We start from the raw sequence: 12,566 nt of genomic DNA, 5'->3' as shown, positions 1-12,566 counted from the left end.
AAGGGCGTAAAAGCGTTGTATGGGGTATCGCGTGTGCCGAGGTAGCCCCGGCACACGCTTATGCTGTCAGGTTTAACGGTTGCGCTACGGAAAGGCAACCATTGTTGGCCTGTTTTGGCGTCAGTCGCCGCTGTTTTCCACTTGGGCGTCGGCTTCACGGTCCAGCAGGTATTGGGTCAGCAGACCCACCGGGCGACCCGTGGCGCCTTTCTGTTTGCCGGAGTGCCAGGCTGTGCCCGCGATGTCCAGGTGCGCCCAGGGGAAGTGGTCGGCGAAGCGCGACAGGAAGCAGGCCGCCGTGATGGTGCCCGCTGGGCGGCCACCGATGTTGGCCAGGTCGGCAAAGTTGGAGTCCAGCTGCTCCTGGTACTCGTCCCACAGCGGCAGGTGCCAGGCGCGGTCCCAGGCGGTTTCACCGGCGTCCAGCAGGTCGAGGGCCAGGTCGTCGTCATTGGCCAGCAGGCCGGTGGCGTGATGGCCCAGGGCAACGATGCAGGCACCGGTCAGCGTGGCGATATCCACGACGCTGGCCGGCGTGAAGCGCTCGGCGTAGGTGAGCGCATCGCACAGCACCAGCCGGCCCTCGGCGTCGGTGTTGAGCACTTCGACGCTCAAGCCCTTCAGGGTCTTGATGATATCGCCCGGCTTGGTGGCAGCGCCGTCGGGCATGTTTTCGGCCGCAGCGACGATGAACACCGCATTGAGCTTGGGCTTGATGGCCAGCACGGCCTTGACGGTGCCGAACACGCTGGCGGCGCCGCCCATGTCGAACTTCATCTCGTCCATGCCTTCGCCGGGCTTGAGCGAGATGCCGCCGGTATCGAAGGTAATGCCTTTGCCGATCAGCACGTGGGGCGCTTCGTCGGCATCCTCGGCACCTTGATACTTCATCACGATCAGGCGCGAGGGTTCGCGGCTGCCGCGACCCACGGAAAGTAGCGAGTGAGCGCCCAGCGCTTCCAGCGCTTCCTCGTCCAGGATGTCGACGGCCAGCGCACCTTGTGAATCGCGCCCCAGCGCTTCGGCCTGTTCGGCCAGGTAGCGGGGCGTGCAGACGTTGCCGGGCAGGTTGCCCAAGGTGCGAGTGAAGTTGATGCCTTGCCCAATCGCGCAGCCCAGCGCGGCGCCTTGTTTGGCCAGCAGGCCTTCGGCGGCGTCCGTCACGATCAGGTGAAGCTTGGCCAGGGTGGGCGGTTTGGCGGGCGCGAACTTGAAGTGATCGAAGCGGTAGAGGGCACGCTCGGCAGCTTCGAGGGTCTTGCGCGCTTTCCAGCTGGCATCGCGGCCTTCCAGCGGCACGTCGGTGAAGGTGGCGCTGGCTTCATCGATGGGTAGCTTGACCAGCGCTGTCATGGCCGCATCCAGTGCCTTGAGGAAAGCGGCTTCCTGGCATTTGCCGCGCTCTCCCAGCCCGACCAGCAGCAGGCGCTCGGCGCCGAGCCCCGGCGCAAAGGGAATCATCTGCACATTGCCCAGGGCGGCGTCGAAGTCACCGCGGCTCAGCAGTTGGCCGATCAGCCGCTCGCTGGCATCGTCGAGTTTGGCGACAGCGGGGAGTAAGTCGCTATCCTTGTAGACAGGCAGAACGAGGCAAGCCGTTTCGGCTTTGGCTGGGTTTGCGGTCTGAACGGAAAATTCCATGACGTCTCCAACAAGACAAGCAACGAGTGATTCGGGATAATGCCCCGTCATTTACGACCAGTGTGATCAGTGTATCCAGTTCAATGAATAGTGTACCCAAGCCACGGGCGCATTGCATGGCAACCTGCACCGCTAGCCGGAGAGTACGTTGATATTATTTCGGTACTTAACTCGTGAAGTATTACTGACCATGTCTGCGGTGGCAGGCATTCTGCTGCTGGTGATCATGGGTAGCCGGTTCATCCGCTATTTCTCGGATGCGGCCGAGGGCGATTTTCCCGTGACGATTCTGGGCAGCCTGATGGTGTTCCATCTGCCTGGGTTCATGGAGCTGATTCTGCCGCTGTCGTTTTTCCTCGGCATTCTGCTGGCGTATGGCCAGCTCTACATGAACAGTGAAATCACCGTCATGGTGGCCTGTGGCATGAGCCCGACCCGGCTGCTGCGGGTGACGCTGCTGCCCGCTTCCGTGGTGGCCGTGCTGGTGGGGCTGTGCAGCCTGTGGCTGACGCCTGCCGGGGCCTTGCAAACCGAAGCCACGCTGGAAGAGCAGCGTAGCCGCCTGGACGTCTCGGTACTGGCCCCCGGACGTTTTCAGGATTTTGGCGGTGGGCGTACCGCGTACATCACCGATTTCAGCAGCGATGGCCGACAGATGCAGGAAGTGCTGGTGCACGAACAGGCGCGACCAGGGGCCGAACAGCCGCACAGCTACGTGACCCGGGCCGGGTCGGGCTACCAGGAAACCAGCGTCGAGACAGGCAGTCGCTTCCTGGTGCTGGAAAACGGTGAGCGCTACGGCGTCACCCCAGGACTTCTGAATGCCGAACGTCTGACCTTCGAGCGCTATACCCTGCGGCTGGGTTTGAGTCGAGACCGTCAGGAACTGGATTCTCTTGAGTATGCCAGTACCCTTGAGCTGTGGAACGACGCAAGCCCCCGCGCCCAGGCGCAGTTTCAGTGGCGGGTAGGCCTGCCGCTGATGGTCTTCGTGCTGGCCCTGCTGGCACAGCCGCTCTCTCGGGTGAACCCGCGCCAGGGGCGCTTTGCCAAGCTGCTGCCTGCGGTGTTTCTGTATGTCGCGTATCTGAGCCTGCTGCTGGCGGCGGTGGATGCCATCGGCGGTGGCTCGCTGCCTACGGCTATCGGCGTATGGCCGGTGCATGGCCTGTTCCTGGGGCTGGGCTGTTTGCTGCTGTGGCACTCGCAACGGAAAGGAATGCGCTAATGCTGAATGGGTTGATGGGGGCTGACCGCCTGGATCGCTATATCGCCCGCAACGTGCTGGCGGCCATTATCGTCGTGCAGTGTGTCTTGCTGGGGCTGGACATCACGATTGCCTACATTGGTGACTTGAGCGATACCCAGGGCGATTACACCGCTCTGGATGTGCTGCTGTATCTGGCCATGCGCCTGCCGTGGCGTTTTTATCAGTATGCGCCGGTGGCGGTGCTGATCGGCGCGCTGATTGGCCTGGGCAGCATGGCCTCCAGTAACGAGCTGACCGTGATGCGGGCAGCGGGTCGCTCGCTGGCGCGTATCGTATGGGGCGTCATGAAACCGGTGCTGCTGGTCGTCGTCGTGGTGCTGCTGGTGGCCGAGTTCGTGACCCCGCGCACCGAACAGTACGCCGAAGCCTGGCGGCTGGAGCAGCGCCAGGGCGAAGGCGCGATGCTGACCAGTCGCAGCGGCTGGCAGTTCGAAGGCGACAGCGTTTACCGTTTTGGCGCCATCCGTGCCGACAACGTGGTGCTGGATTTGACCCGTTACCGCTTCGACGAACGGCGGCTGGTGGAGGCGACCCATGCGCAGCGCGCGCACTGGGAAGAGGGCGCCTGGGTGCTGGAAGAGGTCACCACGACTCGAATATACGATGCTCGGACCGAATCGGATTACCAGCAAACGACTGCTTGGGACACGGATCTGACGCCGACGCAGCTGGAACGCTTGCTGCGCGATATCCAGAGCCAGGCACCCAGCGAACTCTGGGCCTATGCCCAATTCCTCAAGAGCCAAGGGCTACAGGCGGACCAGCCGCTGCTCTACTTCTGGCAGAAGGTGCTGCTACCGCTCACCATGGGCTCGCTGGTACTGATTGCAGCGTCCTTCGTGTTTGGCCCGCTGCGTACCGTGGCGGCGGGGACGCGGGTCTTCTATGGCGTGGTCACCGGGCTGCTGTTCAAGTACGTACAGGACCTGCTGGCCCCGGCCTCCACGCTGTTCGGGTTTTCGCCGGTCTGGGCCGTTCTGGTGCCCACCCTGGCCTGTGCGGCGGTGGGCATCTACTTCCTGCGCCGCAACGGTTGAGCGGGGTATACGCATTGAAAAGAGGATGGAAAGAGTGACCCATACAAGACGCTTCACCCAGTTAGACAGCGTGTGGCCTGCGGGGCTGGGACGCCGTCTGGGTGCCATGATTTACGACGGTTTTCTGGTGCTGGCCATCTGGATTGCAGCCACCGTCGCCCATCTGGCGTTCTTTCGTTTCGTACTGGGCCAGACGGCGGATGAAATCGGCACGACGGCGCTGGACATCTGGAGCTTGCGACTGATGCTGGTGTTCTTCGTGACGCTGTTTTTCGTCTATGCCTGGCGACGTGGCGGCATGACGCTGGGGATGCAGGCCTGGCGGCTGCGCGTGCAAACGCTGGACGGGCATGCCATCTCCTTGCAGCAGAGCCTGATTCGCTGTGCGGTGGCCTGGGTGTCGCTGGCCGCCCTGGGGCTGGGCTACTGGTGGGTGCTGTTCGACCGGCAGAGCAGAAGCTGGCCCGACATCGTATCGCGCACGGAAACCGTGGTGCTGCCCAAAAAATGATAAAAAATGATGAAGAAGTTGGGCTATGGAAAGGATGAAAAATAGCTTTTCGTCAATCGGTTAGCTATCCATTAGCAGAACCTCAAGAAGAATCGCTACTAAAGAGTAGTGTTTTCTACTTGAAAAGATGTATGCGAATCATTTACATTCACCTCATGTCTTGTATGAGGTGCCGCTATGTACGTATGCGTGTGCAAAGGAGTAACCGATCATCAGATTCGCCAGCAAGTGAGCGACGGAGCGCGCAGCTGGCGAGAAGTGCGTGAAGCTACCGGCTGTGGCACGCAGTGCGGCAAATGCGCCTGCTATGCCAAGTCGCTGACCCGTGAAGCGGTCCAGGTGGCGCGGGCCGAAGCCGACATGAGTCTCGCTTACGCCGTATGACGCGAATCACTCTTGTTGGTTTTATATTTAGCAAATAACTGATTTACTTGAATTTTTTGTGTGCCCGCCTATACTCCCGACAACGTTGGGAGTAAGCCTTTTTATGGCCTATACTCCTTGTTTGACGCAGCTGTAATCAACAGCACTGTACGCTAAAAGAAGGTGACGGCATGAAAGGTGATCCGAAGGTCATTCAGCATCTCAACATCGCACTCGGCAACGAACTGGTCGCCATCAACCAGTACTTCCTGCACGCCAAGATGTACAAGGATTGGGGTCTGAAAACCCTGGCCAAGTGGGAGTACGACGAGTCCATCGAAGAGATGCAGCACGCTGACAAGCTGATCGAGCGCATCCTGTTCCTGGAAGGCATCCCCAACCTGCAAGACCTCGGCAAGCTGCACATCGGCGAGAACGTCAAGGAAATGCTGGAAGCCGATCTCAAGATCGAGCACGACGGCCGCAACGACTACATCGAAGCCATCACCTACTGCGAAAGCGTCAAGGATTACGTGACCCGCGACCTGCTGCGCGACCTGCTGGCCGATGAAGAGGGTCACATCGACCACATCGAAACGCAGCTGAAGCTGATCGAGCAGGTCGGTATTCAGAACTATCTGCAAAAGCACATGGCGCTGGCGACCGACGAAGAGTAACGCGTCAAGCCGGGCATGCACTGCATCGCCCCGCCAACCAAAACGGGCAGCCCCAAGGGGCTGCCCGTTTTTTATGCGCTTCGGAATGAATGGCGGGTCACTGGCCCTGAGGCGCCAGCTGGCCCCCCGGATTCGCTGGGGCCTCGAGAACGGGTTCATCGACGCTGAAGGTCGTCCGGCTCAGGCGACGTACCCGCTTCATGAACAGCGCGATGCACACCAGCGTACCGCACGCGGCAACTACGTAGCTGACCTGCAGCGGCAGGTTGAAGCCAATGGGGGCGTAGGCGAGGTAGGTGAACGTTGCCATGGTCATGAAGACCGCCGGGATGGAGGTGATCAGGTAGGGCTTGCGTGAGAGTACCAGGTACATCGTCGCAGTCCACAGGGCGATGACGGCGGTGGTCTGGTTGGCCCAGGAGAAGTAGCGCCACAGCAGCGTGAAGTCCATGTGGGTGAGCGCATAAGAGGCCACGAACAGCGGCAGCGCGATCATGATGCGCTTGGCGATCGGTTTCTGGCCCACTTTCAGATAGTCGGCAATGATCATGCGCGCACTGCGGAAAGCGGTGTCGCCGGACGTGATGGGCAGCACGATGACACCCAGTACTGCCAGCGTGCCACCTACGGCGCCCAGCATGGTGGTAGAGACTTCGCTGACCACGGCGGCCGGGCCACCGGACGCCAGCACGTCGGACAGGGTCTGGTCGCCGTAGAACAGGCTCATGGCGGCGGCGGCCCAGATCATGGCAATCACGCCTTCGGCAATCATCATGCCGTAGAAGATCTTGCGGCCATTGGTTTCGTTTTCAGTGGTTCGCGAGATGATCGGTGTCTGGGTGGCATGAAAGCCGGAAAGCGCACCACAGGAAATGGTCAGAAACAGCAGCGGGAAAATGGGCGCATTGTCCGGGTGCATGTTCTGGAAAGAGAGTTCGGGAATGGGCGCCCCAGTGACCACGAGGCCGATGCCGATACCGGCGGCACTGAACAGCAGCAGCGCTCCAAAGTAGGGGTAGATACGTCCAATCACCTTGTCGATGGGCAGCAGCGTGGCCACCAGGTAATAGGCAAAGATGGCCAGGATGATCAGCGTGACCGAGAAAGAGGTCATGTTGGCCAGCAGGGCAGCGGGCGACGTCACGAACACCGTACCCACCAGCAACAGCAGCAAAATGGCAAAGCCGTTGACCACGTGCTTCATGGCTTTGCCCAGAAACTTGCCAGCCAGTTGGGGCAAGTGCGCGCCGTGATTGCGAATCGAGATCATGCCGGTCAGGTAGTCGTGAACGGCACCGGCGAAAATACAGCCAATGACGATCCAGACGAACGCCACCGGGCCGTACAGCGCCCCCAGGATCGGGCCGAAAATAGGGCCTACGCCTGCAATGTTAAGCAGCTGGATCAAGGAGTTGCGCGTCGTATTCATCGGCACGTAGTCGATGTCGTCGCGCATGCTGAAAGCGGGAGTCTGGCGCTTACGATCAGCGACAAACACGCGCTCGACGAACTTTCCGTAGGTAAAGTAACCCACGATCAGCAGCAGTATCGAGAGAATGAAGGTAATCATGTAAAGCACTCAACAGGTCTGGGGGAGTGCGTGGCCCTTGACGGGCCACGCTTATTTAGCCGGAAGGAATGTACAGAGACCTGTCAGGTCATGCCTTACAACTTTAGTGGTTGACGACTTTAGTGGAATTACGAGCTGATCACGCCACACGCCATGCGAGCACCGCCGCCGCCCAGGTGAGGTTCGTCATCGTAGGTGTCGCCGCCTTCATGAATGATCAGGCTGCGGCCCAGCACGTCTTCCATGCTTAGGCGCGGTGCCAGCACCGGCAGGTTGGCTTCTCCGTCCTCATTGACGGTCAGCACCGGCAAATCACCCAGGTGGCCATCGCCATAGGGGCCCTGGTGGGTGTCGGTCTCTTCGGGGTCGTAGTGGCCACCAGCCGCTTGCGCTGCGGTCATCTCGCCATCTTCGTTTTCAGCCGGGTCGCAGCTGGCGTTTTCATGCATGTGAAAGCCGTACACGCCTGGCTCCAGATCACTCAGGGAGGGCGTGAAGAGCACGCCGTGATCGGTATGCTCGATGGCGATGGTACCAATCGACTCTTCGATACCTTCAGCGCTCACCTTGTGTATCTCGACGTCCAATGCTTCATTGGCCTGTGCCGCGCCTGCCAACAGCAGGGCCGCAGCGATACCGGTCAGCGGTAATGAATAGCGCATGTGATGGCTCCTTTCCTTGTCCATGGAAGCCCTGGCACAGCGTGGCGTGCCAAGGGGTGCCTTATCAAGGTAGTTGGCGAAGGGCTAACCCGCCAACGTCAGGGCCATCTGACGATCACACACTTTCTCGATCAAGGCCGGGTCATGGCTGACCAGCATCACCGCACAGCCCTGTTCCCGGGCCAGCTCGATGAGCAGGCTGAGGGTGTGCTGCTGAGTGACGGGGTCGAGCCTGGACGTGGGTTCGTCGGCGAACAGGAAGCGCGGCTCGAGCAGCAGCACGCGCAGCATCGCGAAGCGCTGCAGTTCGCCGCCGGAAATCTCCCCCGGCCGTCGGGCCAGCAGGTGGTCGTCGAGCCCCAGGCGCTGCAGCAGCGGTGCTACCCGTGCCGGGTCGAAGCGGTGACGCCGCTGTAGGTCGGCCAGCAGCTGCGCCAGTGTCCAGTGTGGCGAAAAGGCGGCCGGAGGGTCTTGGTAGAGCTTCTGGCGGCCCAGTACGGGAATACTTTGATGGTAGTCGACGCGCCCCTGGTTGGGCCGCGTGACGCCCAGCAGAATATCGCCCAGCGTGCTCTTTCCGCAGCCGGAAGGGCCCACCGCGCCGACGATTTCGCCGGGGCGCAGGCTGACCTCCAGCTGGGAGAAGAGCTCTCGACCGCCGCGCGTCATGGCAAGCCCCTGGGCGCTGACCACGGGGGCCTCGGCGTGGCCACGAAACACGGGGGGATCGGGCCAGCGGCTGGGTTCGGCGGCCAGCAGGCGTTGGGCATACTCGGTATTCGGGTGGTTCAGCAGCACCTCGGCAGGGCCGCGTTCGACCACCTGCCCCTTGCGCAGAATGATCACTTCGCCCCCCAGTCGCCGGGCGACTTCGATATCGTGCGTGATGGTCAGCAGGGCGCCGCCACGCTCGGGGGTGCTGGCCAGTAATTCGACCACTTCATCCCGGCGCGGGGCATCCAGCCCTTTGGTGGGCTCATCGGCAATCACCATGGCAGCACCCGCAGCGCTGGCGGCCGCGAAGGCCACCCGCTGGGCCATGCCGCCGGAAAGCTCCCCCGGGAGTTTATGCAGCGCATGGGCAAGACCCAGGCGGCTCAACTCGGCCTTGGCGGCGGCTTGGGCGTCTGCTGCTGTTTTGCCAGCGACGAAACGATGGGTTTCTGCCACTTGTGGCAGGGCGCGCATGGTGGGGTCCAGCGCGTTCCAGGGCTCCTGGGGCAGCAGCGCCAGAGTGCGGCCCCACAGCGCCTGCCGGCTTTGCGGGGCGTTGGCAGGGTAAGTCACACCGGCAATTTCCAGCGAACCTTGCGCCGCCAGCCCCGGCGGCAGCGTGCCCATGATGGCCTGGGCAATCAGGCTCTTGCCCGAACCGGTTTCCCCCAGCAGGGTCAGGCGCTGGCCAGCGGCCAGGCGAAAGCTGATCGGGGCGATGGTGACGCCATCGCCAGTGATCTCCAGATCACTGACATCCAGCAGTTGAGTGGTGAGCGTCATGGAGGTCATCGTGGGTCCTTCCCTGCCAGCAGGTTCAAGCTCAAGACCACCACGAACAGCACGAAAATCGGCTGCACCATGGCCCAGGGGGCTTCGTGGTAGTAGGGCAACAGCTCGATCATCATCAAGCCCAGTTCCGCCGTGGGCGGCCGCAGGCCAACGCTGACAAAGCCCAGCGCGGCCATGGCGAGAATCGCGCTGGCGGCACCGAAGGCGGCCAGCGTAAACACCTGGGGCGCCAGCTCCGGCCATAAGTGGCGACGAAACAGCATCACCGGGCCAAAGCCCAGCAGTCGGCTGGCTTCGATCTGTGGCGAAGTGACCAGCGCTTGGGTGCGCGCTCGTACTACCCGGAAATACTCGATCCACAGCACCAGCGAGATCCCCACATAGAGGGTCCAGAAGTTGCCGGGGGCGATGGCGGCCAGCAGCAGCACCAGCAACAGGCCCGGCAGCGCCAGGCAGGCATCGGCAACGCTACCCAGCAGGCGGTCGGTCCAGCCGCCCCGCCAGCCCGCCACGACGCCCAGCAGTACGCCGGGAATGGCGGCGGTGGCTACGCTGAGCAGTGCCATGCCCAATGAGAGCCGAATGGCTGCCGCCATACGCGCCAGCATGCTGCGGCCAAGGTGGTCGGTACCGAAGGGCTCGGCCAGCGAGGGTGCCTGCAGGATGCGGCTGAGCTGCTGGCGGGCGGGGTCTGCGTCGACCAGCCAGGGCACCAGCCAGGCAAAGGCGAGCAGCAGGGCCAGCAGGCCCGCGCCCCACCATTGGCGCGCCGATAGCAGTGTCGTATGGCCATGCAGGGGGCGGGAGGCAGATAGCCGTGACGAGGTAGTGCCCATCATGCTTGGCGTCTCCTTGGGTCGAGTAGGTGGCAGGCGATATCCACCGCCGTATTCAGCAGCACGAACAGCAGGCCCATGACCAGCGCCGTGCCCTGAATCATCGGCACGTCTCGGGCCACGATGGCGTGCACCAGGGCGTGGCCGATGCCGGGCCAGGCGAACAGGGTTTCGACCACCACGACACCTTCGATCAGGTAGACGAACTGGACGCCCAGATAGGCCACCACGGGCACCGATGCGTTGCGCAGACCGTGGCGCAGGAAGCTGCGCCGTGGCCCAAGGCCCTTGGTATGAGAAAAGGCGTAGTAGGCCGACTGGGAAACCTCGGCCATGGCGTTGCGAGCCACGCGGCTGGAGACCGCCGCCAGGCCCAGCGCCAGCGTCAGGGCCGGTAGCACGGTATGCATCGGCCCACCGTGGCCTGCCACCGGCAGCCAGCCCAGGGTGACGGCAAACAGCATGATCAGCAGTAGCCCGACGGCAAAGGCGGGCAGCGCGCGCAACACGCTGGCGGCGACTTCGCTGGTGCGATCCAGCAGGCCGCCGGGGCGGCGCCCGGCCGCCAGCCCCAGCGGGGGCCCAATCAGCAGCGAGAGCAACACCGCCACCACGGCCAGGCTCAAGGAGTGGCCCAACTGGTGGGAAAGCTCTTCCAGCACCGGCCGCCCGCTCACCAGCGAGCGGCCCAGGTCGAACTGGACGAGATCCCATAGCCAGCCCAGGTAGGCGCCCAGGCCCGACTGGTCCAGCGCCAGCTCGGCCCGCACGGCCTCGGCGGCGGCGCCATCCACCATGTCATGCCCATAGCGACCGGCAGCAATGCGGTAGGCCATATCGCCTGGCAGGGTGCGGGTAATGATGAACGTCAGCGTGCCCACCAGCCAGGCCACCAGCCCTGCCTGCAACAGCCGCGACCACAGTAGTCGGCCCAATCCATGGTTCCAGCGTGATATCACTCTGCCCACCCCATTTGGTCGATGCGGTAACTGCGCTCCAGCGGATCGATGGAGAACCCTTCCAGGGCGCTGTTGACCGCTGCGGTTTGTTGATACCAGGCCACGGGAATCAGCGGCATCTGCTGGTGAAGGCGCTCTGCGACCAGCGGTGCCAGGTCATCGAGGGTTTGCTCGTCGGTGGCTTGACGCAGCGCGTCCAGCCACTGAGCCACCTCTTCGTCACGCCAGTTCATGGTGCCCCAGTCGCCGCCCATCGAGTTGGCGTCACTGCCGATATCGTCCATCAGCGAGCCCAGTGGGTTGGGCACCAGACCGTAGTTGCGGCCTACCAGGCCGACTTCCAGGCTGTTGTCGTGGTGGCCGGAAGGGATCTCGCTGGCGTTACCCACGGCGACTTCCAGCGCGACACCAATATCGCGCCACTGATCCTGCAGGGCAGTGGCCACGACCGGAAGCTCGGGGCGATCCGCATAGGTGCGCAGGGTCAAGGCAAACGGCTGGCCATCGCGCTCCAGCATGCCATCACGCCCTGCTTCCCAGCCCAGTTCGGCCAGCAGCGCCTTGGCGGCCTCGATATCCTGGGCATCCGCAGGGTCAAGCCCCAGGTGCCAGGGGCCAAGGCTATCCGGGAAGAGTTCGGCGGCCGCGGCTTCCGGGGTGCGCAGCAGGCCCGCCGCAATGCCCTGCCGGTCGATGGCCATGCTCAGCGCCTGACGAGCGCGCGCATCTTCCAGCAGCGCATGGCCTGCATTCAGTTTCAGCATGATGGTGCGTGGCAGCGGCTCGGCGTGCAGCGCTAGCCGTGCGTGACGCGCCAGGCGTGCCTGGCTGGCGGGGTCCAGGGTGTACACGATATCGGCGTCACCGCTTTCGGCCATCAGGGCGCGGGTTTCGCCTCGGCTAACGGCCAGGTAGCTGGCGCTGGCAATGTTGGCGGGCTCTCCCCAGTAATCCTCGAACCGCGTGACGGTCATGCGCTGCGGTGGCGAGAGCGCCTCCACCTGATAAGGGCCGCTACCGATCATCGCCACGACGTCGCCATTATCGGCAAACGCCGCATCGGCAAGAATCAGCGCGGTGGAGTGTGCCAACAGGGCCGGCAGGGGCGAGAAGGGGCTTTCCAGCTCGATGACCACGGCACCCTGGTCGGCCCGCATCTGCTGAATCGGGGCGCTGTCGAGTATGCCCGGTTTGGCACGGGCGACTTCCAGGCTGTGGAGCGCTGCCTCGGCGGTCACGGCGCTGCCGTCATGAAAGGTGGCTCCCTCCCGCAGCGTGAAACGCCATGTCAGGCCGTCTTCGGAGACCTCCCAGGCGCTGGCGAGTCCTGGGGCAAGCTGCCCGTTCGAGTCGGTGTCCACCAGGGTCTCGGCCACGCGCATGCGGCCAAATACATAGCCCGAGATGGCCGGGTCTGGCCCTTTGATTTCCCACGGGGCGACGATATCCAGGCGCTGTTCGTTCGCCCATGCAGCAGGCGTTACGGGTAAAGCCAGTAGGAGGGTGACTCCCGCAGCAAAGGCGTGCTTCATAA

At 63.0% G+C, this 12,566-nt stretch carries 12 protein-coding genes; 5 read left to right on the top strand and 7 right to left on the bottom strand.

The features are described from left to right. Positions 1-120 precede the first annotated feature (120 nt). Positions 121-1,641: a leucyl aminopeptidase gene (locus FEU76_RS03495; RefSeq protein ID WP_039175283.1), complete on the bottom strand. Its 1,521-nt coding sequence runs from the start codon at positions 1,639-1,641 to the stop codon at positions 121-123. 148 nt (positions 1,642-1,789) lie between these two features. Here FEU76_RS03495 and lptF point away from each other — a divergent pair, with 148 nt between their 5' ends. From lptF to bfr, 5 genes are all read left to right on the top strand, one after another. After that, positions 1,790-2,869, top strand: a complete 1,080-nt coding sequence (lptF, locus tag FEU76_RS03490) for an LPS export ABC transporter permease LptF (protein WP_144980399.1) — start codon at positions 1,790-1,792, stop codon at positions 2,867-2,869. After that, positions 2,869-3,948, top strand: a complete 1,080-nt coding sequence (lptG, locus tag FEU76_RS03485) for an LPS export ABC transporter permease LptG (RefSeq protein ID WP_446718793.1) — start codon at positions 2,869-2,871, stop codon at positions 3,946-3,948. The genes lptF and lptG overlap by 1 nt, the downstream gene beginning before the upstream one ends. Before the next feature lie 25 nt (positions 3,949-3,973). After that, positions 3,974-4,459, top strand: coding sequence for an RDD family protein (locus FEU76_RS03480; protein ID WP_144980396.1), 486 nt, complete (start codon positions 3,974-3,976; stop codon positions 4,457-4,459). 177 nt (positions 4,460-4,636) lie between these two features. Further along, positions 4,637-4,843, top strand: a complete 207-nt coding sequence (locus tag FEU76_RS03475; protein WP_016914996.1) for a (2Fe-2S)-binding protein — start codon at positions 4,637-4,639, stop codon at positions 4,841-4,843. A 170-nt stretch (positions 4,844-5,013) separates the two neighbouring features. Then, a complete protein-coding gene (gene bfr / locus FEU76_RS03470; protein WP_016914994.1) occupies positions 5,014-5,499 on the top strand; it encodes a bacterioferritin in 486 nt (161 codons plus the stop codon). A 97-nt stretch (positions 5,500-5,596) separates the two neighbouring features. Here bfr and FEU76_RS03465 read toward each other — a convergent pair whose 3' ends face one another. From FEU76_RS03465 to FEU76_RS03440, 6 genes are all read right to left on the bottom strand, one after another. Continuing rightward, the gene (locus FEU76_RS03465) at positions 5,597-7,069 is read right to left on the bottom strand and encodes a carbon starvation CstA family protein (RefSeq protein WP_144980393.1); all 1,473 of its coding nucleotides are present in this window, start codon (positions 7,067-7,069) and stop codon (positions 5,597-5,599) included. Positions 7,070-7,197: 128 nt separating this feature from the next. Continuing rightward, complete coding sequence (sodC, locus tag FEU76_RS03460) at positions 7,198-7,731, bottom strand: superoxide dismutase family protein (RefSeq protein WP_016914992.1); 534 nt, start codon at positions 7,729-7,731, stop codon at positions 7,198-7,200. A gap of 84 nt (positions 7,732-7,815) precedes the next feature. Next, positions 7,816-9,237: an ABC transporter ATP-binding protein gene (locus FEU76_RS03455; RefSeq protein ID WP_144980390.1), complete on the bottom strand. Its 1,422-nt coding sequence runs from the start codon at positions 9,235-9,237 to the stop codon at positions 7,816-7,818. Further along, on the bottom strand, positions 9,234-10,076 hold the full coding sequence (locus tag FEU76_RS03450; protein ID WP_186299086.1) for an ABC transporter permease: 843 nt from the start codon (positions 10,074-10,076) through the stop codon (positions 9,234-9,236). Before FEU76_RS03450 ends, FEU76_RS03455 begins: the two co-directional genes overlap by 4 nt. Further along, positions 10,073-11,008 carry an ABC transporter permease gene (locus FEU76_RS03445; RefSeq protein ID WP_096922117.1) on the bottom strand — a complete coding sequence of 312 codons (936 nt, stop codon included), beginning with the start codon at positions 11,006-11,008 and terminating at the stop codon, positions 10,073-10,075. The genes FEU76_RS03450 and FEU76_RS03445 overlap by 4 nt, the downstream gene beginning before the upstream one ends. Positions 11,009-11,028: 20 nt before the next feature. Then, positions 11,029-12,564, bottom strand: a complete 1,536-nt coding sequence (locus FEU76_RS03440; RefSeq protein ID WP_186299085.1) for an ABC transporter substrate-binding protein — start codon at positions 12,562-12,564, stop codon at positions 11,029-11,031. Between the last annotated feature and the right edge of the window lie 2 nt (positions 12,565-12,566).

Origin of the sequence: Halomonas sp. C22, assembly GCF_007655045.1 — a bacterium.
GTDB classification, from domain to species: domain Bacteria; phylum Pseudomonadota; class Gammaproteobacteria; order Pseudomonadales; family Halomonadaceae; genus Vreelandella; species Vreelandella hamiltonii.
Note: the sequence above shows the minus strand (reverse complement) of the source record. Positions and strands in the feature narration are given on the sequence as shown.

What these genes read in the sequence shown, in the direction of transcription:
- FEU76_RS03495 (WP_039175283.1), bottom strand. Translation starts at nt 1,641, where the DNA reads ATGGAATTTTCCGTTCAGACCGCAAACCCAGCCAAAGCCGAAACGGCT.
- lptG (WP_446718793.1), top strand. Translation starts at nt 2,869, where the DNA reads ATGCTGAATGGGTTGATGGGGGCTGACCGCCTGGATCGCTATATCGCC.
- FEU76_RS03480 (WP_144980396.1), top strand. Translation starts at nt 3,974, where the DNA reads ATGGAAAGAGTGACCCATACAAGACGCTTCACCCAGTTAGACAGCGTG.
- FEU76_RS03475 (WP_016914996.1), top strand. Translation starts at nt 4,637, where the DNA reads ATGTACGTATGCGTGTGCAAAGGAGTAACCGATCATCAGATTCGCCAG.
- bfr (WP_016914994.1), top strand. Translation starts at nt 5,014, where the DNA reads ATGAAAGGTGATCCGAAGGTCATTCAGCATCTCAACATCGCACTCGGC.
- FEU76_RS03465 (WP_144980393.1), bottom strand. Translation starts at nt 7,069, where the DNA reads ATGATTACCTTCATTCTCTCGATACTGCTGCTGATCGTGGGTTACTTT.
- sodC (WP_016914992.1), bottom strand. Translation starts at nt 7,731, where the DNA reads ATGCGCTATTCATTACCGCTGACCGGTATCGCTGCGGCCCTGCTGTTG.
- FEU76_RS03455 (WP_144980390.1), bottom strand. Translation starts at nt 9,237, where the DNA reads ATGACCTCCATGACGCTCACCACTCAACTGCTGGATGTCAGTGATCTG.
- FEU76_RS03450 (WP_186299086.1), bottom strand. Translation starts at nt 10,076, where the DNA reads ATGATGGGCACTACCTCGTCACGGCTATCTGCCTCCCGCCCCCTGCAT.
- FEU76_RS03440 (WP_186299085.1), bottom strand. Translation starts at nt 12,564, where the DNA reads ATGAAGCACGCCTTTGCTGCGGGAGTCACCCTCCTACTGGCTTTACCC.